Source organism: Streptomyces sp. NPDC044704 (genome assembly GCF_056433525.1).
The window spans coordinates 42,868-67,597 of sequence record NZ_JBWKGY010000003.1; the positions used below are offsets into that span (position 1 = coordinate 42,868).

Annotated in this window: 26 protein-coding genes; 11 read left to right on the forward strand and 15 right to left on the reverse strand. The window is 72.5% G+C overall.

Translation table 11 applies throughout. The features are described 5' to 3' along the window. Positions 1-93: 93 nt before the first annotated feature. Entirely contained in the window at positions 94-2,178 is a 2,085-nt protein-coding gene (locus tag AC07B0_RS07650; RefSeq protein ID WP_478897279.1) for a VMAP-C domain-containing protein, read from the reverse strand. 138 nt (positions 2,179-2,316) lie between these two features. On the opposite strand from AC07B0_RS07650, the gene AC07B0_RS07655 reads away from it, so the two are divergent. Beyond that, a complete protein-coding gene (locus tag AC07B0_RS07655) occupies positions 2,317-2,502 on the forward strand; it encodes a DUF6104 family protein (protein ID WP_030190019.1) in 186 nt (61 codons plus the stop codon). A 127-nt stretch (positions 2,503-2,629) separates the two neighbouring features. Here the strand turns inward: AC07B0_RS07655 and AC07B0_RS07660 are convergent, their stop codons facing one another. The 3 genes from AC07B0_RS07660 to sodN form a co-directional block, all read right to left on the reverse strand. Next, complete coding sequence (locus AC07B0_RS07660; RefSeq protein ID WP_478897281.1) at positions 2,630-3,130, reverse strand: hypothetical protein; 501 nt, start codon at positions 3,128-3,130, stop codon at positions 2,630-2,632. A 126-nt stretch (positions 3,131-3,256) separates the two neighbouring features. Then, positions 3,257-4,510, reverse strand: coding sequence for a helix-turn-helix domain-containing protein (locus AC07B0_RS07665; protein WP_478897283.1), 1,254 nt, complete (start codon positions 4,508-4,510; stop codon positions 3,257-3,259). 172 nt (positions 4,511-4,682) lie between these two features. After that, complete coding sequence (gene sodN / locus AC07B0_RS07670; RefSeq protein ID WP_030709803.1) at positions 4,683-5,078, reverse strand: superoxide dismutase, Ni; 396 nt, start codon at positions 5,076-5,078, stop codon at positions 4,683-4,685. Between the two features lie 173 nt (positions 5,079-5,251). Here sodN and sodX point away from each other — a divergent pair, with 173 nt between their 5' ends. Continuing rightward, entirely contained in the window at positions 5,252-5,671 is a 420-nt protein-coding gene (sodX, locus tag AC07B0_RS07675; protein ID WP_356875715.1) for a nickel-type superoxide dismutase maturation protease, read from the forward strand. Here the strand turns inward: sodX and AC07B0_RS07680 are convergent. After that, positions 5,575-6,204: a CGNR zinc finger domain-containing protein gene (locus tag AC07B0_RS07680; RefSeq protein WP_356875717.1), complete on the reverse strand. Its 630-nt coding sequence runs from the start codon at positions 6,202-6,204 to the stop codon at positions 5,575-5,577. The two genes, sodX and AC07B0_RS07680, sit on opposite strands and share 97 nt — an antisense overlap. A 91-nt stretch (positions 6,205-6,295) precedes the next feature. On the opposite strand from AC07B0_RS07680, the gene AC07B0_RS07685 reads away from it, so the two are divergent. Next, complete coding sequence (locus AC07B0_RS07685) at positions 6,296-7,066, forward strand: class I SAM-dependent methyltransferase (RefSeq protein ID WP_478897285.1); 771 nt, start codon at positions 6,296-6,298, stop codon at positions 7,064-7,066. Positions 7,067-7,195: 129 nt separating this feature from the next. On the opposite strand, the gene AC07B0_RS07690 is transcribed toward AC07B0_RS07685, so the two are convergent. The 3 genes from AC07B0_RS07690 to AC07B0_RS07700 are packed head-to-tail and all read right to left on the reverse strand — an operon-like array spanning position 7,196 to position 9,890. Beyond that, positions 7,196-7,948, reverse strand: coding sequence for an amino acid ABC transporter ATP-binding protein (locus tag AC07B0_RS07690; protein WP_356875750.1), 753 nt, complete (start codon positions 7,946-7,948; stop codon positions 7,196-7,198). An 11-nt stretch (positions 7,949-7,959) separates the two neighbouring features. Continuing rightward, positions 7,960-8,910, reverse strand: coding sequence for an amino acid ABC transporter permease (locus AC07B0_RS07695; protein ID WP_467290421.1), 951 nt, complete (start codon positions 8,908-8,910; stop codon positions 7,960-7,962). 29 nt (positions 8,911-8,939) lie between these two features. Further along, the gene (locus AC07B0_RS07700) at positions 8,940-9,890 is read right to left on the reverse strand and encodes an ABC transporter substrate-binding protein (RefSeq protein WP_356875721.1); all 951 of its coding nucleotides are present in this window, start codon (positions 9,888-9,890) and stop codon (positions 8,940-8,942) included. 525 nt (positions 9,891-10,415) lie between these two features. Here AC07B0_RS07700 and AC07B0_RS07705 point away from each other — a divergent pair. The 4 genes from AC07B0_RS07705 to AC07B0_RS07720 all read left to right on the forward strand — a co-directional run bounded on the left by AC07B0_RS07705 (position 10,416) and on the right by AC07B0_RS07720 (position 13,564). Then, positions 10,416-11,618, forward strand: a complete 1,203-nt coding sequence (locus tag AC07B0_RS07705) for an NAD(P)-dependent malic enzyme (RefSeq protein ID WP_478897287.1) — start codon at positions 10,416-10,418, stop codon at positions 11,616-11,618. 151 nt (positions 11,619-11,769) lie between these two features. Then, complete coding sequence (locus AC07B0_RS07710) at positions 11,770-12,732, forward strand: zinc-binding dehydrogenase (RefSeq protein ID WP_356875725.1); 963 nt, start codon at positions 11,770-11,772, stop codon at positions 12,730-12,732. 62 nt (positions 12,733-12,794) lie between these two features. Continuing rightward, a complete protein-coding gene (locus AC07B0_RS07715; protein WP_042818984.1) occupies positions 12,795-13,004 on the forward strand; it encodes a helix-turn-helix domain-containing protein in 210 nt (69 codons plus the stop codon). Continuing rightward, a complete protein-coding gene (locus tag AC07B0_RS07720; RefSeq protein WP_469376798.1) occupies positions 13,004-13,564 on the forward strand; it encodes a Clp protease N-terminal domain-containing protein in 561 nt (186 codons plus the stop codon). Before AC07B0_RS07715 ends, AC07B0_RS07720 begins: the two co-directional genes overlap by 1 nt. A gap of 10 nt (positions 13,565-13,574) precedes the next feature. Here AC07B0_RS07720 and AC07B0_RS07725 read toward each other — a convergent pair whose 3' ends face one another. From AC07B0_RS07725 to AC07B0_RS07735, 3 genes are all read right to left on the reverse strand, one after another. Beyond that, positions 13,575-14,477: a PadR family transcriptional regulator gene (locus tag AC07B0_RS07725; RefSeq protein WP_356874413.1), complete on the reverse strand. Its 903-nt coding sequence runs from the start codon at positions 14,475-14,477 to the stop codon at positions 13,575-13,577. Position 14,478: 1 nt separating this feature from the next. Continuing rightward, on the reverse strand, positions 14,479-15,396 hold the full coding sequence (locus tag AC07B0_RS07730; protein ID WP_356874415.1) for a DUF4097 family beta strand repeat-containing protein: 918 nt from the start codon (positions 15,394-15,396) through the stop codon (positions 14,479-14,481). A 568-nt stretch (positions 15,397-15,964) separates the two neighbouring features. Continuing rightward, a complete protein-coding gene (locus AC07B0_RS07735) occupies positions 15,965-16,897 on the reverse strand; it encodes a LysR family transcriptional regulator (protein WP_356874417.1) in 933 nt (310 codons plus the stop codon). 207 nt (positions 16,898-17,104) lie between these two features. On the opposite strand from AC07B0_RS07735, the gene snpA reads away from it, so the two are divergent. Continuing rightward, a complete protein-coding gene (gene snpA / locus AC07B0_RS07740) occupies positions 17,105-17,770 on the forward strand; it encodes a snapalysin (protein WP_356874419.1) in 666 nt (221 codons plus the stop codon). A gap of 259 nt (positions 17,771-18,029) precedes the next feature. On the opposite strand, the gene AC07B0_RS07745 is transcribed toward snpA, so the two are convergent. The 4 genes from AC07B0_RS07745 to AC07B0_RS07760 form a co-directional block, all read right to left on the reverse strand. Then, complete coding sequence (locus AC07B0_RS07745) at positions 18,030-18,614, reverse strand: dihydrofolate reductase family protein (RefSeq protein ID WP_356874421.1); 585 nt, start codon at positions 18,612-18,614, stop codon at positions 18,030-18,032. Positions 18,615-18,716: 102 nt separating this feature from the next. Then, positions 18,717-19,310 carry a GNAT family N-acetyltransferase gene (locus AC07B0_RS07750; RefSeq protein ID WP_467290409.1) on the reverse strand — a complete coding sequence of 198 codons (594 nt, stop codon included), beginning with the start codon at positions 19,308-19,310 and terminating at the stop codon, positions 18,717-18,719. Between the two features lie 119 nt (positions 19,311-19,429). Then, entirely contained in the window at positions 19,430-20,476 is a 1,047-nt protein-coding gene (locus AC07B0_RS07755; RefSeq protein ID WP_356874425.1) for a family 2 encapsulin nanocompartment cargo protein polyprenyl transferase, read from the reverse strand. After that, positions 20,476-21,882, reverse strand: a complete 1,407-nt coding sequence (locus AC07B0_RS07760) for a family 2B encapsulin nanocompartment shell protein (RefSeq protein WP_356874427.1) — start codon at positions 21,880-21,882, stop codon at positions 20,476-20,478. The genes AC07B0_RS07755 and AC07B0_RS07760 overlap by 1 nt, the downstream gene beginning before the upstream one ends. 236 nt (positions 21,883-22,118) lie before the next feature. Here AC07B0_RS07760 and AC07B0_RS07765 point away from each other — a divergent pair, with 236 nt between their 5' ends. The 3 genes from AC07B0_RS07765 to AC07B0_RS07775 all read left to right on the forward strand — a co-directional run bounded on the left by AC07B0_RS07765 (position 22,119) and on the right by AC07B0_RS07775 (position 24,717). Further along, positions 22,119-22,577, forward strand: a complete 459-nt coding sequence (locus AC07B0_RS07765) for an RrF2 family transcriptional regulator (protein ID WP_478897291.1) — start codon at positions 22,119-22,121, stop codon at positions 22,575-22,577. A 170-nt stretch (positions 22,578-22,747) separates the two neighbouring features. Then, positions 22,748-23,944: a globin domain-containing protein gene (locus AC07B0_RS07770; RefSeq protein WP_478897293.1), complete on the forward strand. Its 1,197-nt coding sequence runs from the start codon at positions 22,748-22,750 to the stop codon at positions 23,942-23,944. 182 nt (positions 23,945-24,126) lie between these two features. After that, a complete protein-coding gene (locus tag AC07B0_RS07775) occupies positions 24,127-24,717 on the forward strand; it encodes an N-acetylmuramoyl-L-alanine amidase (RefSeq protein ID WP_356874433.1) in 591 nt (196 codons plus the stop codon). Positions 24,718-24,730: the final 13 nt, after the last annotated feature.

Genomic DNA, 24,730 nt, shown 5'->3' on the forward strand with positions numbered 1-24,730 from the left:
CTCGAAGCCCGCACCGGCCGCCCGGCCCGGTCCGGGCCGGCCCGCGGATGCCCCCGGCCCGCGCACGGCCCCGGTGCGCGGGTTCCCCCCGGCTCACAGATCGCCCTGCAGTGGCTCGTCCTCGGGCAGGGCACGTGCCGGGTCCTGCCAGACGAGTGCCGTTCCGGCCGCCCAGTACGCGTCCGGGTCGGCCCCGTGGGCCCGTGCGCGCAGGGCCTGGAGCCGCAGCGGCAGGACGGCGCCGCGTCCGGCGTCGGCCAGTTCCTCGCGCAGCCCGCGGTGGAAGGGCGCGCAGGACGCCCCCGGGTCCCCGGGGGGTCTGCGGCACACCGCCACCCCGTAGCCGGCGTCGTGTACAAAGTGCAGCGCGCCCAGGGTCGGATCGGCGTCCGGGGTCCGGCAGAGCACCGGCACGGTGTTGTCGAAGAGGCCGGCCAGCCACTGCGGCGAGGGGCTGCGGGGCCGCCCGCGCGCGCAGTCGGCCCGCTGGTCCAGCAGGGGCCCGGCCTGTACGCGCGCCCAGCGCCGGGCGGCCGCGGGGGTGTCGTCGGGGCCGGCCGGGTGGCGGAGCACGACGGGCCGCTGGACGCCCAGGGGCACGCCGCCCGCCACCGTCCACGTGTCGACGGGGAGCCCGAACAGTTCGGGTGCCACCGCCACTTCCAGCAGGGCGGGGGCCTCGTGGGTGTCGCAGCGCCGGAACCCTTCGGCGAGCGGGGCCCGGAGGGCGTCGGGGAGAGCGGCCGGGGTGGCCCGTACGCCGGCGGCCACGGGGGTGACGCGGCCGGGCCGGGCCGGGCCGGCCAGTACCGAGACCCGCCAGTCGTAGACGTCCTCCCAGCCGTGGGCCCACACCTCCAGCAGCACCGAGGGGCCCGGGGGCAGCCCGCCGGAGCGCCGGGCGGGGCCGTGGACGGCCTGGCCGGCGCGGGCCCTGCGGCGGCGTTCCCGCGCGGCAAGGCCCTGGTCGTGGCGCTCCCCCAGCTCGCGCCGCAGCGGCCGCCAGAGCCGCTCCGCGGTGACCCGTACCCAGTCCCACAGTTCCTCGTCGGCGCCCGGGGACGGTGGCTCGCGGTGGTCGGCGACGCTCACGTCCGTGGCGTAGCGGAGCATCGCGGCGGCTTCGCCGCCCGCGCCGGGCGGGTCGTGCAGCAGTCCGAGTCCGTCGCGCCAGCTGAGGGGGGCGGGCAGTCCCGTGTCGGGTTCCTCGCCCCGGGCCTGCTCGGCGAGTTCCCGGACGGCTTCGGAGGAGCCGGGCGGCGGGAGTTCGGCGAGGAGCCCGCACAGGGTGGTGCGCTCGCCGGGGGTGAGCCGGCCGCGTCCGCCGAAGCGGTCGGCTTCGGCGTCGGGGAGTTCGTCGTGGACGTCGGTCCAGGTGCGGCGGCTGTCGAGGTCGCTGTGGTGGCGGTCGTAGTGGTACAGGTCGTGGGCCTGCATGACCCGGCGGTAGAGGCCGGTCTGGCCGTTGGCCGGGAGGGGCAGGGTGCGTAACTGGGAGACGGAGACGGCGAGGCCGCCCCCGCCGGCGCTGCGCCGGGCCTTGACCACGCCGACAACCTCTCCTCGGGCGAGGTCGACGACGGGTCCGCCGGACATACCGGCCTCGATCTCGTCGTCGTCGCCGAGGCGGATCGCGGCGCCGTTCCCTGCGGTGCCGCGCAGGCGGGTGGTGCGGCCGGTGATCTCGCGGATGCCGAGTTCCTCGGTGCAGCCGAAGTACGCGGCGTCGTCGAGGCGGGGGCGGGCGCGGTCGGTCAGCCAGACGCAGGCGTGGGAGACGGGTGAGAGGACCCGTACGAGGGCCAGGTCGGGCAGGTCCCACAGGGCCCGCCGCCCGGGCCGCCGCTCCTCAAGCCGGTCCGGCAGGACGCATTCGACCCGGCCCGCGACCGTGCCGGTGGTTCCGGCGCCGCCGGCGGACGGCCCGGAGAAGAAGGTGATGCCGACCTCACGCCCCGTGAGACGCACCGCAGCACCCCCTTCGCCGACCACGTGCGCGCACGTCAGGACCCAGCCGGGGGCGATGAAGAAGCCGCTGCCCCAGGTGGGTCCGGTCCCGTCGTTGCCGGGGTTCTCATACCCTCCCGGGGGCGCGTGGACGCGTACCGTGGCCGCCCGGACGAGGGGCTCCAGGAGCTCGAAGGCGCGCGCGGAGCCGGCCGTGCGCCCATCAGGCATCCCCAGACCCCCGCCCCCCGCTCGCCCCACCGAGAACGTCCAGGCTAGCGCCGGGGCGGGGGACGGCGGGAGGTGTCGCCGGCAGGCGGATTATCCTGGCGGGAAACACCCCCACCACGACACGGCACGGAGCCCGACTTGTACTTCACCGATCGCGGCATCGAGGAGCTGGAGAAGCGGCGCGGCGAGGAGGAGGTCACCTTCGAGTGGCTCGCCGAGCAGCTCCGCACCTTCGTCGACCTGAACCCGGACTTCGAGGTCCCGGTCGAGCGCCTGGCCACCTGGCTGGCCCGCCTCGACGACGAGGACGAGGACGAGGAGTAGCCCCGGGGCACCTCGCAGGTGTCCCCGCCGCCCCCGGCCGGCTCCGGCCGCCGCCCCCGCGCGGGCCGCGGCCGCCGGTCGGGCGGCCGCGCGCCGGCTGGCCTGATCGAGCCGGGGCCCGGGGGATTCAGCGCTCCCGGAGGATACGGTGCTCGTCCTCCGCGAGGCGGGCGGCGCCCGCGCGGACGAGGAGCGCCACGGACGCCGGGTCGCAGAACCGGGAGCCGCCGCCGAGGGTGGCCCAGTACACGGGGTGGGTGGCGCCGTACTCCCGTACGCCGGGGTCCGGGACGCCGAAGTACGTGCCGGAGCCGAGGCACTCGACGCCCGGGGCGGCGCAGCTCCACTCTCGTACGGTGCCGGGCGGGACGAGGGCGTAGTAGTTCCGGCCGTGGCCGTCGTGGATGACGGGGCCGCCGAGGCTCTCCTCCAGCCCGGAGTCGGTCTGCGCGAAGTCGCGCCCTGCCGTGCCGAGGGCCGCGAAGACGAGCCGCTCCGGCAGCCGGACGGCGTCGAAGGTCCGGCCGATGGGGAGGAGCACGATCCCGCGCTCGCGCCATTGCGTGCGGACTTGCTCGGGCTGGTCGTGGCTGCCGGTCAGCCAGCTCGCCATCGTGGACCGGGTCACCGCTGGTGTCACTCCCTGCCGTCGTCACGGGTCGTCGGGACGACGGTAGGGGTGTTCGCGTGGCGGCACGGGCACGGATCGTGCCCCTTCGTCCGCCGTTCAGACGGTTCAGGCCGTTCGGGCGGTTCAGGCGGTCAGCAGGCCGAGGCGGGAGGCGAGCTCGGAGGCCCGGCGGCGGCGGGCGGGGCTCTTCGCGTCCGCCTCCTCCAGGATGATGCGGCGGGCGTAGCCGTTGTACTGGACGGTCTCCGGCGCCACCTCGTGGGCCTGCGCGAGGGTGGCCAGGGCGGCGTCGGGCTGTCCGTCGAGGTGGTAGGCGCGGGCCTGCTCGATCCGGTGCCGGGCGCGGCGCGGCCGGGACGGGATCGCGTCGGCCTCCGCCCGGGCGGCCTGTCGCGCGGACTCCCCGCCCGCGTGCAGTTCGACGGCGACGGTGACGGCGTGGGCGCCCATGACCGCCCGGGAGAAGCTGGTGACGGGGTGGAAGTATCCGGTGGGCAGGGATTCGGCCAGGGCCCGGGCCTGGTCCCAGTACCGCCAGGCCGTGCCGGTCTCGCCGCGGCGGGCGGCCGTCAGCCCGGCCTCGACGGTGAGCGCCCCGGCCACCGCGCGCACGTCCGTGCCGGCGTCGGGAAGCATGGGTTCCAGGTAGCGGAGGGTCTCCAGGGTGACGGCGTCGGCGGCGTCCAGGTGCGCGCGCTCGCGGTGTGCCTGGGTGGTCAGCCATGCGGCGAGGCCGATCGTGTGCGGGTCCTCGGAGTCCTGCGCGGCCGTCATGCCGCGCTCGGCCACGCGCCAGACGAGCGGGGCGTCGGGCTGGTAGGCGCAGAAGAACTGGGCCAGGAAGTACACCTCGGCCAGGGCGGCTTGGGCGGCCTTGCGGTCGGCCACCGTGCCGGCCCGGCGTACCGCGTCGCGCGCGTCGCGGATCAGGTCCGGCAGCAGCGAGCCGATGACGTCGCGGTGGTTCGGCGCCGAGTGGCGGGCCCGCCAGGCCCGCGCGAGGCGGGCCGACAGGTGCTCGGCGTCGGGCGGGGCCTCGTGGCCGGGGCCGAGCTGGAGGGCGTTGAGGGCCTCGCGGACCGCGGCGAACCGCGGGTGCCCGGGGCCGGCGAACAGGCTGACGCGCAGGGACTGGTCGCCCGTGAGGTCGGACAGGTCCCGGACGCGCAGCACCTCGGCGATGCGCAGGACCATCGGCAGTGCCGGAGTCTTCAGCCGGCCGGTCTCGACGGCTTTGACCCAGGATCCGGACCGGCCGACGAGGCCGCCGAGTTGGTCGCGGGTGAGGCCGCGCCGGGTGCGCAGGATCTGCGTTCTCTGGCCGAAGGCCAGCTGTTCGCGGTACGGGTCCTTGGCATCGGAAGACTCGGAAGACATGGCGGCCTTGCCCCTCTCCTCGCGGCTCGTCACCGACAGGCTAGGGGCCGGGGGCCGCGGCGTGTGCGCGGAGCGGACTTCCGCGTGACAACGGCCCGGCTGCGCGAAGCAGTCGGGCCGTTGTCACGTGCGCTCTGACCGGCAGCGCGGGAAGGTCCCCAGGGCGCCCGGATCAGGCGGCCTTGGTCTCCCAGAAGATGCGGTCGATCTCGGCGATCAGTTCGAGGGCCTTGGCGCCGGTCGCCGGGTCGTTGGACGCCTTGGCGGCCGAGAGGGCCTTCAGGGTGTCGTTGACCAGGGTGTGGAGCTGGGGGTACTTCTCGAAGTGCGGGGGCTTGAAGTAGTCGCTCCACAGCACCGACACGTGGTGCTTCGCGAGCTCGGCGCGCTGCTCCTTGATGGTGATGGCGCGCGCGCGGAAGTCCGCGTCGTCGTTGGCCTGGTACTTCTCCTGGACGGCCTTGACGGACTCGGCCTCGATACGGGCCTGGGCCGGGTCGTACACGCCGCAGGGCAGGTCACAGTGGGCGGAGACCTTCGCCTTGGGGGCGAAGAGGCGGGAAAGCATGGAGTTTGTCCTCCTCGTGATCGTCTTCTCAAGAGGGGAGGTTACTCGCTGAGATAACGGAATTCGCGGCCGCCCCCATGGGCTTAGGACAAAAGTCCAGGCTCGTGCGAGGTGTGGTGAGCGAACGTACGGCGGCGTGCGGCAGCATGCGGGGTGGGACGAGGAGGGCTCGGATGGTGGAGAACAGGCGCTCGCGGGCGCGTTTCGAGGTCGTGGAGGTGACGGGCCCGTCGATGGTGCCGACCCTGCTGCACGGGGACCGGCTCGTGGTCCGTTACGGGGCGCTGGTCCGGCCGGGTGACGTGGTGGTGTTCCGGCACCCCCTCCAGCAGGACCTGCTGGTGGTCAAGCGGGCGGCCGAGCGCCGGCCGGGCGGCTGGTGGATGCTCGGCGACAACCCGTTCAACGAGTCCGGCGACAGCACCGTCTACGGGGCGGTCCCCGCCGACCTGGTGCTGGCGACGGCCGTGCTGCGGGTCCGTCCGCGCGCGGCGGATCAGCGCTCGCTGAGGGCCCGGCTGTCCTGGGCGGCCTCGGCGCTGCGCGTGCTGCGCGCGGATTCCTCGGCTTCGAGCCGCTTGCGGGCGCGGTAGGCGGCGACGTTGGCGCGGGTGGCGCAGCGGTCGGAGCAGTAGCGCCGGGAGCGGTTGGTGGAGGTGTCGAGGTAGGCGTTGCGGCAGGGCGGTGCCTGGCACAGGCCGAGGCGGTCGGGGCCGTGCTCGGTGAGGTGGAAGGCCAGGCCCATGGAGGCGATGGCGGCGTAGCCGGCCGACGCGTTGGACGGGTGGTCGGCGAGGTGGATGTGCCAGTCGGGCCGTCCGTCGGGGCCGACGAGCTCGTGGCCGGAGACCTGCGGGCTGACGGGGAACTCCATGAGCAGGGAGTTCAGCAGGTCCACGGCGAGTACGTGGTCGCCGCCGTCGGCGGCTTCGAAGACGGAGCGCAGCCGGCCGCGGACGTTGCGGAAGCGGGTGACGTCGGTGTCGGTGACCCGGCGGGCCATCTGCACGCTGGGCCCGAAGAGGGCGCGGACGTCGTCCGCCGAGGTGAGCGAGTCCGTGTTGCGGGCCGGCTCCTCGGTGTTGACCAGGCGCACGGCGTAGTCCGAGTAATGGGCCAGTTCCACTTGTAGTCCTTACGGCTGCGGTTTAGGGTGAGCGCGAGCTGCTGTAACGGCTGATACGTCTTCGAGGGTATTACGTATGGAGGGGTTCAGGATGACGGACGCGGTGACTGGCGCGATCGGTACGGACTGGGGGGCCTGGCAGGACAGCTGGGACCGGCAGCAGGAGTGGTACATGCCCGACCGCGAGGAGCGGTTCCGGGTGATGCTGGACATGGTCGAGGCACTGGTGGGTCCCTCCCCCCGGGTACTGGATCTCGCCTGCGGTACGGGAAGTATCACGGACCGGCTCCTCCGGCGGTTCCCGCGGGCCGTCAGCACGGGGCTGGATCTCGACCCGGCGCTGCTGACGATCGCCCGGGGCCACTTCGAGGGCGACGACCGGGTCACCTTCGTCACCGCCGACCTCAAGGATCCGGACTGGCGCGCGGCCCTCCCCTACGACTCCTACGACGCGGTGCTGACCGCGACCGCCCTGCACTGGCTCCACAGCGCGGACCTCGCGGTGCTGTACGGGCAGATCGCGCCGCTGGTCCGCCCGGGCGGGGTGTTCATGAACGCCGATCACATGCCCGACCCCTCCACCCCGCGCATCCGCGCCGCCGAGCGCGCCCATCGGCACGCCGGCATGGACCGGGAGAAGGCGGCCGGGGTCCTGGACTGGCGCGAGTGGTGGGAGCTGGCGGCGGCCGACCCGGTCCTGGCGGAGCCGACGAAGGCCCGGTTCGCGATCTACGGGGAGCACGCCGACGGCGACACCCCCGACGAGGCCTGGCACGCCCGGATCCTGCGCGAGGCGGGCTTCGCGGAGGCCCGCAGCGTCTGGCGCTCGCCGTCGGACGCGCTGGTCCTAGGTCTGAAGTAGGAGATCTGAAGGAGGCAATCGGGCGGGAACGCCGGAGGGGCGGTACGGGATCCCGTACCGCCCCTCCGGCGTCGTGCGCGTACCGCTGCGGGCCGCTGCTGCGTGCTGCCGCGTACCGCTGTGTGCCGCTTACAGCACCTTGGACAGGAACGCCTTCGTCCGGTCGTGCTGCGGGTTGCCCAGGACGTCGCGCGGGTTGCCGGACTCGACCACCACACCGCCGTCCATGAACACGAGGTTGTCGCCGACCTCGCGGGCGAAGCCCATCTCGTGCGTGACCACGATCATGGTCATGCCCGAGTCGGCGAGGTCCCGCATGACGTCGAGGACGTCACCCACCAGCTCCGGGTCGAGCGCCGAGGTGGGCTCGTCGAAGAGCATCAGCTTCGGCTCCATGGCGAGCGCGCGGGCGATCGCCACGCGCTGCTGCTGGCCGCCGGAGAGCTGGGTGGGGTAGTTCCCGCCCTTGTCGCCGAGGCCCACACGGTCCAGGAGGCGTACGGCGCGCTCGCGCGCCACCGCCTTGGACTCGCCCTTGACCATGACCGGGGCTTCCATGACGTTCTCGATGGCCGTCATGTGCGGGAAGAGGTTGAAGCGCTGGAAGACCATGCCGATGTCCCGGCGCTGGGCCGCGACCTCGCTGTCCTTCAGCTCGTAGAGCTTGTCGCCCTTCTGCTTGTACCCCACCAGCTGGCCGTCGACCGAGAGCCGGCCGGCGTTGATGCGCTCCAGGTGGTTGATGCACCGCAGGAAGGTCGACTTGCCGGAGCCGGACGGGCCGACCAGGCAGAAGACCTCCCGGGGCGCGACCTCCAGGTCGATGCCGCGGAGGATGTGGGCGGCGCCGTACGACTTGTGGACGCCTTCTGCCTTGACCATCGGCTGGGCGGTCACTTCGCCACCTCCGTACGGCGGAACATGTTCAGGTTGGCCTTGAGGCGCTCGAACGGCGTGGGCGGCAGGCTCCGCAGCGAACCGCGGGCGTAGCGGCGCTCCAGGTAGTACTGGCCGACGCTGAACACGCTGGTCAGGGCGAGGTACCAGATCGAGGCGACGAAGTACATCTCGATGACCGCACCGGCGGTGCTGCCGATGTTGGAGCTGGCCCGCAGGAGTTCGGTGTACTGCACCGCCGAGACCAGGGACGAGGTCTTCAGCATGTTGATGAACTCGTTGCCGGTCGGCGGGATGATCACGCGCATCGCCTGGGGCAGCACGACCCGGCGCATGGTCTGCGTCCGCGTCATGCCGAGGGCGTGCGAGGCCTCGCTCTGGCCCTCGTCGACGGACTGGATGCCCGCACGGACGATCTCCGCCATGTAGGCGCCCTCGTTCAGGCCGAGGCCCAGCAGGGCGACCATGAACGGCGTCATGACGTCGACGGTCTCGTTCTTGTAGATCGGACCCAGGTTGATGTACTGGAAGATCAGCGGGAGGCTGAACCACACCAGCAGCTGCACGTAGACCGGGGTGCCGCGGAAGAACCAGATGTAGAGCCAGGACACGAAGCTCGTGACCGGGTTGTTCGAGAGCCGCATCACCGCGAACAGGATGCCGAGCACGAGGCCCAGCGCCATGGCGGAGATGCTGATGATGATGGTGTTGCCGAGGCCCGTGAGGACCGCCGGGTCGAAGAGCTTGTCGCCGACCGTCGCCCAGATGATCTTGCCCTGGGAGAAGGCGTAGACGAGCCAGGCGAGCAGCACCGCCACGACCACGGCGCTGATCCAGCGGCCGTAGTGGCGGACGGGGATGGCCTTGATGGCCTCGTAGGTGGTGCCCGAGGCGCCGGGCCCGGCCGGCGGGGTTGCGGCCGGACCCTTGTCGATCTTGTCAGTCACAATGACTGCCCTTCAGTGGAGCGCTCGGATCACTTGCCGGCGTTGATCGTGGCGGACGGAACCGCGCTGTCCTTCACGTTCCACTTCTCCAGGACCTTGGCGTAGGAGCCGTCCTTGATGATGGCGTCGAGGGCTTCCTTGATGGCGTCGCGGAGCTGGGTGTTCTCCTTCGAGACCGCGATGCCGAAGAGGCCGACGTCGGCCTGCTGGCCGGCGACCTCGAAGTCGTTGCCGCCGCCCGAGGTCTTCGCGGTGTACGCGGTGACCGGGAAGTCGTTCAGGTCGGCCACGGCGCCGCCGGCCTTGACGCGGGTCTGCGCCTCGGCGTCGGTGTCGAAGGCCTCGATGGTGAGCTTCTTGTCGCCGCACTTCTCGGCCTGGGCCTTGAAGGTGTCCTCGTACGTGGTGCCGCGCTGGACGGCGACCGTCTTGCCGCAGAGGTCGTCGAGCGACTTGATGTTGTCCGGGTTGCCCTTCTTGACCAGCAGCGAGACGCCGGAGGAGAAGTAGTCGACGAAGTCGACGCCCTTGCCGATCTTGGCGCCCTTGTCGTCCAGGCCTTCCTGGCGCTTCTTGTTGTCGGTGATCGACGACATGGCCACGTCCTGGCGGCCGGTCTCCAGCGAGGTGATGAGACCGTCGAAGGTGCCGGAGGTGAACTGGAACTTCACACCGAGCTGCTTGCCCAGGGCGTCGGCGATGTCCGGGTCGACACCGACGATCTTGCCGCCGTCGACGAACTCCATCGGGGCGTAGGCGGTGTCGGAGCCGACCTTGACGACACCGGCGTCCTGGATCTTCTTCGGCAGCTTCGAGAACAGCGGGGCGCTGTTGTCGGTCTTGGCCGAGGGGGTCGAGGAGCCAGAGTCGGTCTGGTCGCCACAGCCCGTGAGGATCAGGGCACCGGTGACCGCGATCGCGCCGACCGCGGCGATCCGGGACCGGGCGGCGGTCGTACGACGGGTGGTGCTTGCGGTCATGAGCTGGTTCCTCCGGCAGGTGGAAAAGCATCCGAGAACGGTCGGGGCACGCACCATCGAGTGTCGCGACCTTGTGTGATTACGGCATCTTGCCATTCGGACTGACGCATTCAGGCTGCCCATCAGGTCAAAATCAGATAACGGGCGCCCCCGAAGACCCAACAGGACTGCGGACAACGGCCGTCACGGCCGCACAAAAGCCCGTGACCTGGCACTTTCACCTCAGTTTTTGCGGCGCGTCTCGTCTGCTGGACAGCGAGGTTTGGACTTTTAGCCAAAACCGGGACAACGAGCCTACGATCGAACAGGAATCGACTCGTCTGGCCGAGCGTTCTTCCGGTAGAACAGATCCTTACACCCCTCATCCGGGGCTCAGGGCGCGCGTGCGGCGCGCCCGCGCGTACGAACCTCCCCTCCGCGGAGACGGGCCAACCGTCGACGCGGAGTCCGGACGCGGTGCCCGCCCACCCCTTAACCAGGAGTGGCCACCCTCAACGATTCAAAGGACTTAAGGGGTCACACACAGTGGCAGCGGAGATCGTCAACCCTCGCAGTGACAGCGCGACGGACAACAACCCCGACGCGGTGTTCGCACTGCACCGGGGCGGCAAGATGGCCATCCAGGCCACCGTGCCCGTCCACGACAAGGACGACCTGTCCCTCGCGTACACCCCCGGCGTGGCGAAGGTGTGCAGCGCCATCGCCGAGCAGCCGGACCTGGTGAACGAATACACCTGGAAGTCCAACGTGGTCGCCGTCGTCACCGACGGCACGGCCGTGCTCGGACTCGGTGACATCGGCCCGGAAGCCTCCCTCCCCGTGATGGAGGGCAAGGCCATCCTCTTCAAGCAGTTCGGCGGTGTCGACGCGGTTCCGATCGCGCTCGCCACCAAGGACACGGACGAGATCATCGAGACGGTCATCCGTCTCGCCCCGTCCTTCGGCGGGGTGAACCTGGAGGACATCTCCGCCCCCCGCTGCTTCGAGATCGAGCGGCGCCTCCAGGAGGCGCTCGACATCCCGATCTTCCACGACGACCAGCACGGCACGGCGATCGTGACGCTGGCCGCCCTGCGCAACGCCGCCAAGCTCACCGGCCGCACCCTCGGCGACCTGCGGGCCGTCATCTCGGGTGCCGGCGCGGCGGGCATCGCGATCGCCAAGATCCTGGTGGACGCGGGCATCGGCGACGTCTGCGTGACGGACCGCAAGGGCGTCGTCTCGGCGGACCGCTCGGACCTGACCGACGTCAAGGCCGAGATCGCGGCCCTGACGAACAACACCGGCCAGACCGGCTCGCTGGAGCAGGCTCTCGTCGGCGCGGACGTCTTCATCGGCGTCTCCGGCGGCACGGTCCCCGAGACGGCGGTGGCCTCGATGGCGAAGGACGCGTTCGTCTTCGCCATGGCCAACCCGAACCCGGAGGTCCACCCGGACGTCGCGCACAAGTACGCGGCGGTCGTGGCGACGGGCCGTTCGGACTTCCCGAACCAGATCAACAACGTGCTGGCCTTCCCGGGCATCTTCGCCGGGGCCCTCAAGGTCCGCGCGACCCGGATCACCGAAGGCATGAAGATCGCCGCCGCCGACGCCATCGCCGGCGTCGTGGGCGACGAGCTCGCGGCCGACTACGTGATCCCCTCGCCGTTCGACGCGCGCGTCGCCGAGGCCGTCTCGGCCGCGGTCGCCGCCGCGGCGAAGGCCGACGGAGTGGCCCGCCTGGCCTGATCCGCGCACCACAGCAGTACGGGCGGGGCCCGGCCGGAGCGATCCGGCCGGGCCCCGCCCGTTTCCACGCGCCGCCCGTGCGACGAAGGCCTCACCACCTCGGCGGCGGTAGCTCTGGAACCCGCGCCCTACCGAGCGGTAGCGTCGCCGCATGTTCGCTGCCTACGCCGCCCGAATCGACCGTGACCAGCCGCTGAGCGGCCTCGTACTGGGCGAACGCCCGGCTCCCGAGGCCCGCCCGGGCTGGGTGACCGTCAACGTCCGCGCCGCCTCGCTCAACCACCACGACCTTTGGTCGTTGCGCGGAGTGGGACTCTCCGGGGACAAGCTCCCCATGATCCTCGGCTGCGACGCCGCCGGAACCGACCAGGACGGCAACGAGGTCGTCCTGCACTCCGTGATCGGCCAGAGCGGCCACGGAGTCGGCCCCGACGAGCCCCGGTCGATCCTGACCGAGCGCTACCAGGGCACCTTCGCCGAGCAGGTGACCGTCCCCGCCTGGAACGTCCTGCGCAAGCCCGCCGAACTGTCCTTCGCGGAGGCCGCCTGCCTGCCCACGGCCTGGCTGACGGCCTACCGGATGCTCTTCACCAACGCCGGGGTCCGCCCCGGGGACTCCGTACTCGTCCAGGGCGCCGGCGGCGGGGTCGCCACCGCCGCGATCGTCCTCGGCAAGGCGGCCGGCCTGCGGGTCTTCGCCACCAGCCGGGACGCGGCCAAGCGCGCGCGGGCCGTGGAACTGGGCGCGGTGGAGGCCTTCGAGCCGGGCGCGCGGCTCCCGCACCGGATGGACGCGGTCATGGAGACCGTGGGGGCGGCCACCTGGTCGCACTCGGTCAAGTGCCTGCGCCCCGGCGGGACCCTGGTGATCTCCGGCGCCACCAGCGGCGACCGGCCCGCGCACGCCGAACTGACCCGGATCTTCTTCCTGGAGCTGAAGGTCGTCGGTTCGACCATGGGCACCAAGGACGAGCTGGAGGACCTGCTGTCCTTCTGCGCGGCCACCGGTGTCCGGCCCGTCATCGACGAGGTGCTGCCGCTGGACCGGGCGCGCGAGGGCTTCGAGAAGCTGGAGTCGGGCGACCTGTTCGGAAAGGTCGTGCTCACGGTCTGACCTCCCCCGCCGTCCGTCAATCAGGGTTGACACCCCTCCCCTGTCAACCTACATTGACATGCATGACGGAAGCCACCGATCTCGCCGAACGAGCAGGAGACCGGGACCCCCGCGTGGGCCTGCGTGCCGTGGCCGCGCTCCGGCGGCTGCTGGAGCAGCTGGAGGCCGTACAGGTACGCAGCGCCCGGGCGCAGGGCTGGTCCTGGCAGGAGATCGCGGCCGAGCTGGGCGTCAGCCGGCAGGCCGTGCACAAGAAACACGGGAGGCTGTGATGTTCGAACGCTTCACCCGGGACGCCCGCGACGCCGTGTCGGGGGCCGTGGCCGAGGCCCGGCAGGCCGGCGCCGCCACCGTGGCCGAGGAACACCTGCTGCTCTCCCTGCTGACCCGGGGCGCCCTGGATCCGCTCGGCGTGGACCGGGAGGCGGTCACCGCGGCCCTCGCCGAGTCCCGGCGGCGCGGCGGCATGTCGAGGGCCGACGAGGAGGCGCTGGCCGGGCTCGGCATCGACCTCGGCGCGATCGTGTCCCGGTTCGAGGAGACCCACGGCGCGGGCGCCCTGTCCGCTCCGGCCCCGCGCCGCAAGACCCTCGCGGGCTCCCTCCTGTCGGCCCTCGGGCGCCCGGCACCCGAACAGCGCCACGTCCCCTTCACCGGGGGCGCGAAGAAGGTGCTGGAGCAGTCCCTGAGGATCTCCATGGGCCGCAAGGACCGGCACATCGGCACCCTGCACCTGCTGCTGGCCCTGCTCTCGCGGCCCGGCACGGTCGCCGAGGTCCTCGCGGACCACGGCGTCACGTACGCGACCGCCGAACGGGGCCTGGCCGCCTGAGCCTCCGTGACTAGGCGCCCGGGCGCAGGCCCGCCGCGATGCGGTGGGCGGCCGCCGCGAGGTGGGCGCGGGCCTCGGCCAGCTGGGCCGGGGTCACTCCGTGGTCGCGGGCCGCGTCGCGCACGTCGTCCCGGAAGCGGTCGAGCAGCCGGTCCAGGTCCCGCGCCGGGTCGGCGGTGGCCGCCAGGTCTTCGGCCCAGCCGTACTCCGGGGCCGGCGGCGCGCCCGCGGAACCGGCGGCCTGCCCGGCACTCCCGTGGCCGTTGCCGCCGCCCAGCCAGGCCCCGGCCAGGCTGCCCAGGACCCCGCCCGGCTTCGTGAACTGCTCCTGGAGCTGCGCCGCGATCCGCTGGACCTCCTCGCGGGCCCGCTCCTGCGCCTCCTTGGCCTGGCGGCGGGCCTGCTGGGCCTCCTCGCGGGCCCGGCGGCTCTCGTCCTTCGCCCGGCGCGCCTGTTCCTTCCACTCGGCCTTCGCCTTGCGGAGCTCCTCCTTGGCCGCCTTCCAGGACTCGTCCTCGACCTGGGTGGCCGTCGCGGAGGCCGCGGCCCGCATTTCGCGCCGCAGGTCGCCGGCGGCGCCGCGTACGTCGTCCCGGATCTCGGCGGCCAGCTCGGACACGGAGTCGCGGATCTCCAGCTCCAGGTCGGCCAGCTCGCCCACGCGGTCGGCGAGTTCGGCGCGGCCGGCCTCGGTGATCGAGTACACCTTGCGCCCGCCCTCGGTGGCGTGGGTGACGAGCCCCTCCGCCTCCAGCTTGGCGAGCCGCGGGTACACGGTGCCCGCGGAGGGCGCGTACAGGCCCTGGAAGCGCTCCTCCAGCAGGCGGATCACCTCGTACCCGTGGCGCGGGGCCTCGTCGAGGAGCTTCAGGAGGTAGAGGCGGAGGCGGCCGTGGGCGAAGACGGGCGGCATGTCAGAGCACCTTCTTGTCGAGCTGGAGGGGGGCGTCGGCCTCCGCCTGCGGGCGGCGCAGCAGCGCGATGGAACCGGAGACCGTGGTGGCCCGCAGGGTGCCAGCGCCCGTACCGAGGGTGCCGGTGATCCGCTTCGCGCCGAGCTGGCCGGAGACGCGCAGGTCCTCGAAGGCGTTGGAGACGCCCCCGGTGGCGGTGTTGGCCTCGACCTTGGCGTCGGCGGGGTGCGGAAGCCGGATGGCGACCTCGCCGGAGACGGAGTTGAGGGAGATGTCGACCGGCTTGGGCGCGGCCGCGTCGGGGGCCAGGTCGATGAGCATGTCCCCGCTGACCGAGTCGGCCCGTACGCTGCCGCCCGCACCGTCGACCACCGTCAGCCCGCCGGAGACCGAGTGGAAACCGAGCTCACCCGTGACGGACTGGGCCTCGACGCTGCCGGAGACGGTGTGCGCCTTGACCCGGCCGGAGAGCCCGACGAGGGTCGCGTCGCCCGAGACGCCGTTGACGTCGACGGGGCCGGCGATGCCGGAGACGAACGCGGTGGCGCTGACGGCGGCCAGCTGGACGCGGGTGCCGGCGGGGACGGCGAGCGTGACGGTGACGCTGCGCTCCCAGGCCTTGCGGCCGTCCTCGGAGGCGCCCGACCAGGCCTTCCACGGCTTGCCCTCGAACCACTTCTTGAACCCCTGGGTGCCGTTCCAGGGGAGGTCCTCGTAGGACAGGGTGAGCGCGCCGTCCTCGTGCACGACGTGCAGCGGCGGCCCCTCCACCTCGGCCACCTCCAGCCGGGCCGGACCCTCGTCGGCGGCGACCACGTTGACCGTGCCGCCGACCACGCGGACGCGCAGCTCCGTCACCGGCTGCTCGAAGGTGAGCTTCTGGGGCGCGGCGACGGACCAGGTCATCTGCTCTGTCATGGTGCTGCTCCTCCTCGTGGGCTGACGCACGCAACATATCGCGTCTCGTACGAACACGATATATCGCGGTCAAGGGAAGTCAAGCACCGCCACCCCGTGCCGGGGCGAGACGCAAAGCACGGCCGGGAGCGCGGATCAACCGAGTCCGGGGCCGGGGACGGGAGCGCGCGCGGGCCGGGGCCGGGGACGGGGTGGGGTGTCGTCCGGGACTAAAACGTGATTTGTTGGCGCCCTGTCCCACCGGCAAAGGGGGCCCGGAGCAGGCGCCATAAATCATGCCCGTCCCGGACGACACCCCACCCCGGCACCGGCCCCGGCCCCACCCGCAGCCCCCGCACGACCCCGGCCCGGGGTCCCCCGCTGCGCCAGCCCGTCCCCGACCCGCCCTTCCACCGTTCCCGCCTCAAACGCCGGCGGGGCTCACGACCGGGGGCCAGCCACGAGGCCAAGCGGGACACCACCTCAGCCACCCCAAGCCCCCACCCGAGGGGGCCCCGCCCAGCCACCGCCCCAGCCGGGGCAGACCCCACCCGCCCTCCGCCCGGCCAGGGCAAGGGCAAGGGCAAGGTCAAGCCACCAGCAGCGAATTCCCGTGGTACCGCAGCCACGCCCGGTACGGCGGGGTGCTCAGGGCGACTTCGCGGTAGGCGGCGCGGAGGTCCTCGAAGACCTCCGCATGGGCGCCCGGCCGCGTCGCGAGGAGCAGCCGCACCGCCAGCGGGTCCCCCGAGATCGGCCGGATCGCCATGTCCTCCCGCGGCCCGGACGTCGGCTGGCAGGGCGCCACCGCCTCGCCGGAGACGATCAGCGAGGTCGCCGTGTGGTAGTCGGCGTGCAGGACCGGCGGGTCGAGACCGGCCCCGGCGAACACCCGCCGCAGTCCGTCCCATTCGCCGTCGACGGAGGGGTCGACCATCCACCGGTCGCGCGCGAGGTCCTCTAACCTGACGATCGCCGACCGCGCCGCCGGATGGTCCGGGGACATGGACACGAACTGCGGCTCGCGTTCCATCAGGACGTGCAGTTGCAGCCCCGCCGGCACCCGCAGCGGGCTGCCCTCCACCTCGTGGACGAACGCCACGTCCAGCTGCCCGGCGTCCACCATCCGCAGCAGCGCATTGGCCGAGACGTCCACGACCAGCGAGGTTTCCGCGTCGGGGTGTCTTCGGTGGAGCCGGCGCAGCCACCCCGGCAGGGCCCGGCTCGCCGTGGAGCCGATCCGCAGCCGCGGCCCGTGCGCGGCGGCCCGCGCTTCGGCGACGAGCGCCGCCATCTCGGCGAGCAGCGGACGCGCCCGCCCGAGTACCGTGCGTCCGAACGGAGTTGGCCGGCATCCGGTGCGTTCGCGCAGGAACAGCTCGCCGTCCAGGGCCCGTTCGATCCGCCGCAGCTGGGTCGTCAGCGAGGGCTGGCTCACGCCGAGCTGCCGCGCCGCCTTGTGCAGGCTGCCGGCGTCGGCGATGGCGCACAGCGCGCGCAGGTGCCTCACCTCGAGCTCCATGCCCCGAGGGTAGGGCGGGGCCGGTGGGCCGCACCAGCCGCCGATAGCCCCCCGAATCCCGCCATTCTCACGCCAGTTGGCCTACCGAAAACCTCCCGATAGCCCGGCGTTATCGGGCTCTGACATCATCCGCCGGGCCCTTCCGCTCCCGCAGACTCCGGTACCGAACGACCACCCCCCACACCGGATGAGTAGGAGCTCCCCCACATGCGCCACTCCCGCAAGGCCACGCTGGCCACCGCTGTCGGTCTCGGCGTCGCCGCCGCGCTCGGCGGCATCGTCCCCTCCGCGAGCGCCGCGACCCCCGCCTCCCCCGCCGGTAGCCCCGCCAGCTACGCGGCGTACGAGCGGTCCCAGGAGAACTCGGCCGCCAACCGGGCCTTCTTCGAGGCCGTGCAGCGCTCGGTCGCCGAGCAGCGCGCGGCGAACCCGGGCGCCCTCGCGGTGACCGTCACCTACAACACCCGCAACGCGCCCAGCTTCCGTTCGCAGATAGCCAGTTCGACCCGGATCTGGAACGGCTCGGTGGCCAACGTCAAGCTGCAGGAGGTGTCCTCCGGCGGGAACTTCTCGTACTACGAGGGCAACGACTCGCGCGGCTCGTACGCGAGCACGGACGGGCACGGGCGGGGTTACATCTTCCTGGACTACCGGCAGAACCAGCAGTACAACTCCACCCGGGTGACGGCGCACGAGACCGGTCACGTGCTGGGTCTGCCGGACCACTACTCGGGTCCGTGCAGCGAGCTGATGTCGGGCGGCGGCCCGGGCACCTCGTGCACGAACGCCAACCCGAACAGTGCCGAGCGGGCGCGCGTGAACCAGCTGTGGGCGAACGGCCTGGTGGCGTCGGGCCTCGGCTCGAAGGGCTGATCCGGCCGGTCCTCCCGGGGGCTAGACCCCCGGGGGGACGCGGCGCGGGCACCGCGGGTCCCGGCAGGGGCCCGGACCCCATTGCGGTACGAAGACCCCGAGGGACTTGTGCCGCCTGACCACCGTTGCGACGGGGCTCCCGCAGCCCGGGCACGTCTGCTGCTCGTGCCCGGCCTGCGGAGCGGCCCGCTCGTGCGCGCGCTGCTCCTGGTAACCGGCCATGCCTCCACGGTAGGCCGGTTTTCGCCCTTGCGGCGAGTCAGCGCTTGACGGTGTAGCTGCTGATGATCTGGCCGCCACCGAGGACGGTGGCGCCGGTCAGCTCCAGCGGGCGCACGCCGAATCCGGCCCGGGACATCGGCATGCCCGTGCCCACGACGACCGGGTAGGTCTTGACGATGTACTCGTCGATCTCGTCGGCCAGCTGCCCGGCGAGGTCCGCCCCGCCGCACAGCCAGATGCCCAGCCCGTCCTGCGCCTTCATCTCACGGACCTTGGCGACGACGTCGCCGCTGATCAGCCGCACCTGCGGGTCGGGCGCCTCGGCGAGGGAGCGCGAGACGACGTACTGCTCGCGCATGTGCCCGTAGGGGCTGGCCAGGCCGGCCTTGAGGCCCGGTTCGTAGGTGCCGCGGCCCATGAGGACCGCGTCGAAGCGCTTCGGGGCCGCGTCCTCGATCCCGAGCTGCGCGCGTCCTGCGGCGGAGACCGTCTCCGGGTACTCGGCCGTCAGGTGGGCGATGAACTCCGGGTCGAGGTGGGCGTAGAGGAAATCGGCATCGCCGTCCGGGGCTCCGATGAACCCGTCGACGGTGGTGGCGATGAAGTACGTGAGCTTGCGCAAGCGAGTCTCTTCCGTTGGACGGTGCCACCGCTCCGGGGCACGTCGATGAAAGTACTTCACCTGAAGTACTTTGCCAAGAGCCATTTCGCGGGGCCGCGCACCTCACCCCTGTGGCTTGCGCCACATCGGCCACATCAGCGGCCCGTCGGGCAGCCGTACCGCCTCGCCCGTGAACTCCCAGCCGAGCCGCTCGTACAGCCGCTTGCTGCGCTCGCTGCTCGCCTCCAGGTACGCGGGCACCCCCTCGCGGTCGCAGCGCTCCAGTACCGGTCGCATCAGCTCGGTGCCCAGCCCCTCGCCCTGGCGGCCCGGCGCGACGGCGATCATCAGCAGGTACTCGTGTTCCTCGGCGGTCGGGTGCACCTCCCCGGTGAGCCGCCCGACCAGTTCGCAGCGCTCGTTGCCGGGGTCGGCCACCGCGCGCATCTTCGCCGGGACCTCGTCCTCGCCCTCCGGCTCGCCGGCCGGGACCCGCAGCCACAGCGCCGCCGCCGAGCCGTCCTCCGTACGGTCGATCCGGCCCTCGGCCAGCGCCACGTCCACGAACACCCCGAGGAACCTGCCGTGCACGGCGGCCCGGTGCTCCGGGTCGGGGAAGACCCACGTGCTCACCGGGTCGTCACGGAAGGCCTCGTCCAGCAGCCGTGCGACCGCGTCCCGGTCGGACCGGTCCGCCCGGCGTATCTCCAGCACCACAGGTAGCACCCTTCACTCACGCGTCAACAACCGTGAGTGATCCTAGAGTTGGCCCACCGGCACGGTAAGGCCCGTTCCGGCACCCCCAGGTACCGGAACGGGCCTTGCGCGCACTCCCGCTACTTGGTGCGGCGCGTGACGAACTCCGCCAGCGCCAGCAGGCCGCCCGCCGCGCCGAGGTCCGGAACGGCCCGGGACAGCTCCTGCACCGCGCGGCCCATCCGGTCGGCGGCATGGGCCTGCGCCCAGTCACGGCCGCCGGCCCGCTCCACCGCCCGGGCCGCCTCGCGCACGTCGTCCCCGGTCATGGGGCCCGCGTACAGGGCGGCCAGGTCGGCCCCCGCCGCGGTGCCCGAGGTGAGCGCGGCCACGACCGGGAGGGACTTCTTGCGGGCGATCAGGTCGGCCCCGGCCGGCTTGCCCGTGTGCCCCGGGTCGCCCCAGATGCCGATCAGGTCGTCGATCAGCTGGAAGGCCAGCCCGGCCTCCCGGCCGAAGGCGTCCATCGCGTCGACCTCCTCCGGCCCGGCCCCCGCGTACAGCGCGCCCAGCGCGCACGCGCAGCCCAGGAGGGCCCCGGTCTTGGCCGTCGCCATCGTCAGGCACTCGTCGAGGGAGACGTCCGGCCGCTCCTCGAAGGCGCAGTCCGCCTGCTGCCCCGCGCACAGCTCGATGACGCAGGCCGCGAGCCGGGCCGAGGCCGGCGCCGAGGCCGGGTGCGGGTCCTCGGCGAGCAGCCGCAGCGCGAGCGCCATCATGGCGTCGCCCGTGATGATCGCGTCCGGTACGCCGAAGACGGTCCACGCCGTGGGACGCCCGCGCCGCCGGACATCGTTGTCGATGACGTCGTCGTGCAGCAGCGTGAAGTTGTGCGCCAGCTCCACGGCCACCGCCGCCCGCACCGCGTCCTCGGCGACTTCGGGCGCGGCGCCCAGGGCCTGCGCCGAGGCCAGCACGAGCGCCGGCCGGATGGCCTTGCCCGCGTTGCCCTCGGCCGGGGTGCCGTCCGCGTCCTGCCAGCCGAAGTGGTACATCGCCACGTTCCGCATGGAGCCGGGCAGGCTCTCGACCGTCCGGCGCAGCCGGGGGTTGACCGTTTCTCTCGTGCGTTCCAGCAGGGCCCCGGCGTCCTGCCCCTCACCCGTGGCGAGGGCGTTGGCCGTCATCAGGGCCAGCGGCCGATCTCGACGTTCTCCAGGACGCCGAGCGCGTCCGGCACCAGCACCGCGGCGGAGAAGTAGGCGGTGACCAGGTAGGAGATGATCGCCTGCTCGCTGATGCCCATGAAGCGCACCGACAGGCTCGGCTCGATCTCGTCCGGGATCCCGGGCTGGTGCAGGCCGATCACGCCCTGCTCCTCCTGGCCGGTGCGCATGCACAGGATCGAGGTCGTGCGGGCGTCGCTCACCGGGATCTTGTTGGACGGGAAGATCGGCACGCCGCGCCAGGAGGGCACCCGGTGTCCGCCGATCTCGACCGACTCCGGGTACAGGCCGCGCTTGTTGCACTCGCGGCCGAAGGCGGCGATGGCCTTGGGGTGGGCGAGGAACAGCTTGGATCCGCGCCGCATGCTGAGCAGCTGGTCCATGTCGTCGGGGGTGGGCGCGCCGTCGTGGGGCTGGATGCGCTGGTCGTAGTCGGCGTTGTGGAGCAGGCCGAAGTCGCGGTTGTTGAGCATCTCGTGCTCCTGGCGCTCGCGCAGCGCCTCGACCGTGAGCCGCAACTGCTGCTCGGTCTGGTTCATCGGCTGGTTGTACAGGTCGGCGACGCGGGTGTGCACGCGCAGGACCGTTTGTGCAATGGAGAGCTCGTACTCGCGGGGCCGGGCGTCGTAGTCGACGAAGGTGCCGGGGAGGACGGCCTCGCCCTCGTGGCCGGCGGAGAGGTCGATCGCGGCCTCGCCGTACTTGTTGGTGCGCTGCTCGGGCATCGTCCGTACGTGGTCGATGTGCGCGCGCAGGGACTCGACGCGGTCGGCGAGGAGCTGGAAGTCCTGGCGGGAGAGGACGAGGGCGGTGCCGGAGGTGGCGGCGCGGGCGGTGTACTCCCAGATCGCCTCCTCGTCGGTGAGGGAGTCCTCGCCGAAGTAGGCGCCGTCGGCGACGGTGCGCAGCACCGCGTCGTCTCCGTAGGGGCCGGGGCCGATCTGGTCGACGCGGCCGTGGGCGAGGAGGAACACCTGGTCGGAGGTGTTGCCGAAGGAGGTGAGCTCCTCTCCGGCCGCGAAGTCGATCTGCCGGCACCGGGCGGCGAGTTCGGTGAGGACGTCCTCGTCGTCGTAGTCGCGCAGCAGCGGGAGTTCACCGAGTTCGGCCGGGATGACCTGGACCTGGGTCCCGGTCTTGATGAACTCCACGCGCCCGTCGCCGACCGAGTAGCTCAGCCGGCGGTTGACGCGGTACGTGCCGCCCTGGACCGAGACCCACGGGAGCATCTTCAGCAGCCACCGCGAGGTGATCTCCTGCATCTGCGGCGCGGACTTGGTCGTGGTTGCCAAGTTCCGTGCGGCCGAAGTGCCGAGACTGCGCTGCGGTGTCTGGGCTTCGGTTTCGGAACCTGCCTGGACCGACATGTCTTTCCCTTTCGATCACTCCATGGATCTGCGGTACGAAAGGCTGTCAGTACGCAACGTGGCCGGACCATTACACAAAAGGGTGGGACTACTCCGTGTGGGTGTGGGCATTCTCTGCGGTCGGTTTCTTCGCGCGCTCCGCCCCGGACCCACTGTTTCCGGCCACCTCGCGCGCACCGCCGACGCGCACCTGTTTTTAATTTGCATCGCGGATGCAAGGTTTCTAGGCTGGGGGCATGCGGCTGACCCGATTCACCGACCTGGCGCTGCGCGTGCTGATGCGCCTGGCCGTCGAGGAGACGGACCTCCCCACGACCCGCGAAGTGGCGGCGACCATGGAGGTTGCGTACACGCACACCGCCAAGGTGGTCGCCAGGCTCCAGCACCTCGGACTGGTCGAGGCCCGGCGGGGCCGGGGCGGCGGGCTCGCGCTCACCGCCTCCGGACGCGCCGCGTCGGTGGGCGGGGTGGTGCGCGAACTGGAGGGCGCCGGTGACGTCGTCGACTGCGACGGCAGCACTCCGTGCCCGCTGCGGAACGCGTGCGTCCTGCGGGGCGCGCTGCGTCGGGCGCAGGAAGCGTTCTTCGCCGCGCTGGACCCGCTGACGGTGAACGACCTGGTGGCGGCCCCGACGGGACCGCTGCTGCTGGGCCTGTCGGGCGGATCCGGCGCCGGGGCGGCCGGCCCCGCCTGAGGCCGGGCCGAAAGTCCCGCCGGTGCGGGCCGGATGGCCGGTTCGGTCCCCCGTTCCGCCGCCCTAGGCTGAGGCCGAAGGGTCTCCCGAACAAACGTCCGCACTACTGCGGGCCTTTTTTCGGGGCTTGAATATGCATGTCACATACCAATTAGCTGCGAGGAGCTCCCATGCTGTCCGAGAAGTCGACCGCGACCGTACGCGCCACCCTGCCCGCCGTCGGGGCGGCGATCGGCGACATCACGGAGCTCTTCTACACCAAGCTGTTCGCGGCCCACCCGGAGCTGCTCCGCGACCTGTTCAACCGCGGCAACCAGAGCGCCGGCCTCCAGAAGCAGGCCCTGGCCGGCTCGATCGCCGCCTTCGCGACCCACCTCGTCGAGAACCCCGGCACCCGCCCCGACGTGATGCTCGGCCGCATCGCCCACAAGCACGCCTCCCTCGGCGTCACCCGCGAGCAGTACCCGGTCGTCCGCACCCACCTCTTCGAGGCCATCGCCGAGATCCTCGGCGAGGCCGTCACGCCCGAGGTCGCCGAAGCGTGGGACGAGGTCTACTGGCTGATGGCGAACGCCCTCGTCAGCATCGAGGAGCGCCTCTACGCCGAGCAGCGGGTCCTCGCCGGGGACGTGTGGCGGGAGTGGACCGTCGCCGCGCGGGTCGAGGAGACCGCCGACTGCACCACCTTCCACCTGACCCCTGCCGACGGCGCCCCCGCGCCCGGCTTCCGGCCCGGCCAGTACGTCTCCGTCCAGGTCGAACTCGCCGACGGGGCCCGCCAGATCCGCCAGTACAGCCTCTCCAGCGCCCCCGGCTCGCCGGTCCGCTCGATCACCGTCAAGCGCGTCCACGGCACGGCCGCCGGCGGCCCCGACGGCGAGGTATCCAACCACCTGCACGCCCGGGTCCGCACGGGCGACCGGCTCCGCGTCTCCGCCCCCTACGGCGACCTCGTCCTGCGGGACGGCTCCGCGCCCGTGCTGCTCGCCTCGGCCGGCATCGGCTGCACCCCGATGCTGTCGATGCTGGAACACCTGGCCGACACCGGGCACGCCGCGCCGGTCACCGTGCTGCACGCCGACCGCTCCCCCGCCGATCACGCGCTGCGCGCCGACCACCGCGCCCTCACCCACAAGCTCGCCGACGCCTCGGCCCGGTTCTGGTACGAGGAGGAGGCGGAGCCGGGCGACCGCGCCGGCCGCGTCGACCTGGCGGACGTCCCGGTCGCCCCCGGCACCCGGGCCTACCTGTGCGGGCCGCTGCCCTTCATGCGGGCGGTGCGCGGGCAGCTGATCGCCAAGGGCGTGCCCGCCTCGGACATCCACTACGAGGTGTTCGGCCCGGACCTGTGGCTGGCGTCGGCCTGACGGTCCGGCCGCCCGACCGCCGACCGCGCGGCGCGGCCTGCCCGGCTGGCCTGATCCACTGGCCGGATCGGCTCGCTCGCCGTACGAGAGCCCTAGCCCCGGAAGGGCCGCCTCCACTACACCGGAACGTAACGAGGCGCACACACACGGTGTCCGCCTCACGCACCGCAAAGGAGGCGGCCATGGCCGCACCCATGTCCGCGGACCGCTTCGTCGCCGCCCTCCGGGGTGAGGGCCTGACCGTCGTCGAGGTCGGTTCCTGGCGCACCCACAACCGCAACCACAAGGGCCCCTGGGGGCCCGTGCACGGCGTGATGATCCACCACACCGTCACGCGCGGCACCCCGTACACCGTCGCCCTCTGCCGCGACGGCGACGCGGCCCTCCCGGGCCCGCTGTGCCACGGCGTGATCGCCAAGGACGGCCGGGTCCACCTCGTCGGGTACGGCCGGGCCAACCACGCCGGAGCCGGCGACTCCGACGTCCTCGCCGCGGTCATCGCCGAGAAGCGGCTGCCCGCCGACCACGACGCGGACACCGACGGCAACCGCCACTTCTACGGCTTCGAGTGCGAGAACCTCGGCGACGGCGAGGACCCCTGGCCCGCCGTCCAGCTCGACGCCATCGCCCGCGCGGCGGCCGCCGTCTGCCGCGCCCACGCCTGGACCGCCCGCTCCGTCATCGGCCACCTCGAATGGCAGCCCGGCAAGATCGACCCCAAGGGCTTCACGATGAACTCGATGCGGGCCCGCGTCACCGAACGCCTCAAGTGACCCCGCCCGGCCG

What these genes read in the sequence shown, in the direction of transcription:
- AC07B0_RS07650 (WP_478897279.1), bottom strand. Translation starts at nt 2,178, where the DNA reads ATGCCTGATGGGCGCACGGCCGGCTCCGCGCGCGCCTTCGAGCTCCTG.
- AC07B0_RS07665 (WP_478897283.1), bottom strand. Translation starts at nt 4,510, where the DNA reads ATGTCTTCCGAGTCTTCCGATGCCAAGGACCCGTACCGCGAACAGCTG.
- sodN (WP_030709803.1), bottom strand. Translation starts at nt 5,078, where the DNA reads ATGCTTTCCCGCCTCTTCGCCCCCAAGGCGAAGGTCTCCGCCCACTGT.
- sodX (WP_356875715.1), top strand. Translation starts at nt 5,252, where the DNA reads ATGGTGGAGAACAGGCGCTCGCGGGCGCGTTTCGAGGTCGTGGAGGTG.
- AC07B0_RS07685 (WP_478897285.1), top strand. Translation starts at nt 6,296, where the DNA reads ATGACGGACGCGGTGACTGGCGCGATCGGTACGGACTGGGGGGCCTGG.
- AC07B0_RS07690 (WP_356875750.1), bottom strand. Translation starts at nt 7,948, where the DNA reads ATGGTCAAGGCAGAAGGCGTCCACAAGTCGTACGGCGCCGCCCACATC.
- AC07B0_RS07700 (WP_356875721.1), bottom strand. Translation starts at nt 9,890, where the DNA reads ATGACCGCAAGCACCACCCGTCGTACGACCGCCGCCCGGTCCCGGATC.
- AC07B0_RS07710 (WP_356875725.1), top strand. Translation starts at nt 11,770, where the DNA reads ATGTTCGCTGCCTACGCCGCCCGAATCGACCGTGACCAGCCGCTGAGC.
- AC07B0_RS07715 (WP_042818984.1), top strand. Translation starts at nt 12,795, where the DNA reads ATGACGGAAGCCACCGATCTCGCCGAACGAGCAGGAGACCGGGACCCC.
- AC07B0_RS07720 (WP_469376798.1), top strand. Translation starts at nt 13,004, where the DNA reads ATGTTCGAACGCTTCACCCGGGACGCCCGCGACGCCGTGTCGGGGGCC.
- AC07B0_RS07725 (WP_356874413.1), bottom strand. Translation starts at nt 14,477, where the DNA reads ATGCCGCCCGTCTTCGCCCACGGCCGCCTCCGCCTCTACCTCCTGAAG.
- AC07B0_RS07730 (WP_356874415.1), bottom strand. Translation starts at nt 15,396, where the DNA reads ATGACAGAGCAGATGACCTGGTCCGTCGCCGCGCCCCAGAAGCTCACC.
- AC07B0_RS07735 (WP_356874417.1), bottom strand. Translation starts at nt 16,897, where the DNA reads ATGGAGCTCGAGGTGAGGCACCTGCGCGCGCTGTGCGCCATCGCCGAC.
- snpA (WP_356874419.1), top strand. Translation starts at nt 17,105, where the DNA reads ATGCGCCACTCCCGCAAGGCCACGCTGGCCACCGCTGTCGGTCTCGGC.
- AC07B0_RS07755 (WP_356874425.1), bottom strand. Translation starts at nt 20,476, where the DNA reads ATGACGGCCAACGCCCTCGCCACGGGTGAGGGGCAGGACGCCGGGGCC.
- AC07B0_RS07760 (WP_356874427.1), bottom strand. Translation starts at nt 21,882, where the DNA reads ATGTCGGTCCAGGCAGGTTCCGAAACCGAAGCCCAGACACCGCAGCGC.
- AC07B0_RS07765 (WP_478897291.1), top strand. Translation starts at nt 22,119, where the DNA reads ATGCGGCTGACCCGATTCACCGACCTGGCGCTGCGCGTGCTGATGCGC.
- AC07B0_RS07770 (WP_478897293.1), top strand. Translation starts at nt 22,748, where the DNA reads ATGCTGTCCGAGAAGTCGACCGCGACCGTACGCGCCACCCTGCCCGCC.
- AC07B0_RS07775 (WP_356874433.1), top strand. Translation starts at nt 24,127, where the DNA reads ATGGCCGCACCCATGTCCGCGGACCGCTTCGTCGCCGCCCTCCGGGGT.